This is a genomic window from Nostoc sp. KVJ20 (assembly GCF_001712795.1).
Taxonomy (GTDB): Bacteria; Cyanobacteriota; Cyanobacteriia; order Cyanobacteriales; family Nostocaceae; genus Nostoc.
Map to the genome: position 1 here is coordinate 1 of NZ_KV757625.1, position 1,456 is coordinate 1,456.

The 1,456-nt window shown below is 51.3% G+C and carries 1 protein-coding gene; it reads right to left on the reverse strand.

Annotated elements, in window-relative coordinates; genetic code table 11:
- Positions 1–1,456, reverse strand: a 1,456-nt coding sequence (locus tag A4S05_RS17255; protein ID WP_256091012.1) for an Ig-like domain-containing protein, incomplete at both ends; no start/stop codon positions are given.

Below are 1,456 nucleotides of genomic sequence, written 5' to 3' on the forward strand. Positions count from 1 at the left end.
TAGGGACGAGAGGTTGAGTTGGGCATCAAAGCCACTATTGCTGCCAAACACCACATAGCTTGACCCTGCCCCAGACTGACCGTTGGGGTCGGCAAAGCGTGCACCGATAATTAGGTCATCGATGCCATCACCGTTGATGTCCCCCGCACTGCTGACAGAGTAGCCTGAGTCGTCACCCGCATTAATACCGTTAATCACAAAGCCGTTGCTGCCATTTAGGTACGAGAGGTTAAATGAAGTAACCTGAGGTGCGTCATTGACTCCGTTAATGGTCAAGTTAACACTAGCTGTATTACCCAAGGTGCCATTGCTGGTGGTGTACGTAAAGCTATCACTGCCGCTTTCACCAACAGCCAAACTTTCAAATCGAGCATTCGGGTCGTAGGTCAAGTTGCCATTAGCATTTAGGGTAACTAAGGCACCAGAATTTAGAGTAATGGCAGTACCAACAACAACTGTCCTACCATTAATAGCTGTCACCCTTAGGGAGTTGCTGTCGTTAGCTAAGACATTTATATTAACGGCAGTGTCTTCGTCGGTGGTAGCCGTGTCATTAACCGCGATAGGAGGTTTATTTGTAGGCGTAGGAGATGCAAAACCAAACACCACGTAGCTTGACCCTACACTCTGACCGTTGGGGTCGGCAAAAGGTGCACCGATAATCAGGTCGTCAAAGCCGTCACCATTAATATCTCCCGCACTGCTGACAGAACTGCCTGAGTCGTCACCTGCATTAATGCCGTTAATCACAAAGCCGTCACTGCCATCCAGGGACGAGAGGTTGAATTGGGCAGCAAAGCCATTATTCCTGCCAAACACCACGTAGCTCTCTCCTGCCCTAAACTGACCGTTGGGGTCGGCACCTGATGCCCCGATAATCAGGTCGTCGAAACCGTCGCCATTGATGTCCCCCGCACTGCTGACGGAATCGCCTGAGTAGTCACCTGAGTCAATGCCGTTAATCACAAAGCCGTTGCTGCCATCCAAGGATGAGAGGTTGAATTGGGCATCAAAGCCACTATTCCTGCCAAACACCACGTAGCTTGACCCTGCCCTAGACTGACCGTTGGGGTCGGCACGAAATGCCCCGATAATTAGGTCATCAAAGCCGTCACCGTTGATGTCCCCCGCACTGCTGACAGAAATGCCTAAGTAGTTAAACGCAGCAATGCCGTTAATCACAAAGCCGTTGCTGCCATCTAGGGACGAGAGATTGAGTTGGGCATCAAAGCCACTATTGCTGCCAAACACCACGTAGCTTGACCCTGCCGCATACTGACGGTTGGGGGAGGCCTGCCATGCCCCGATAATCAGATCATCAAAGCCGTCGCCGTTGATGTCCCCCGCACTGCTGACAGACCTGCCTGAGAAGTCACCCGCATCAATGCCGTTAATCACAAAGCCGTTGCTGCCATCTAGGTACGAGAGGTTGATTTGGGCATCAAAGCCACTATTG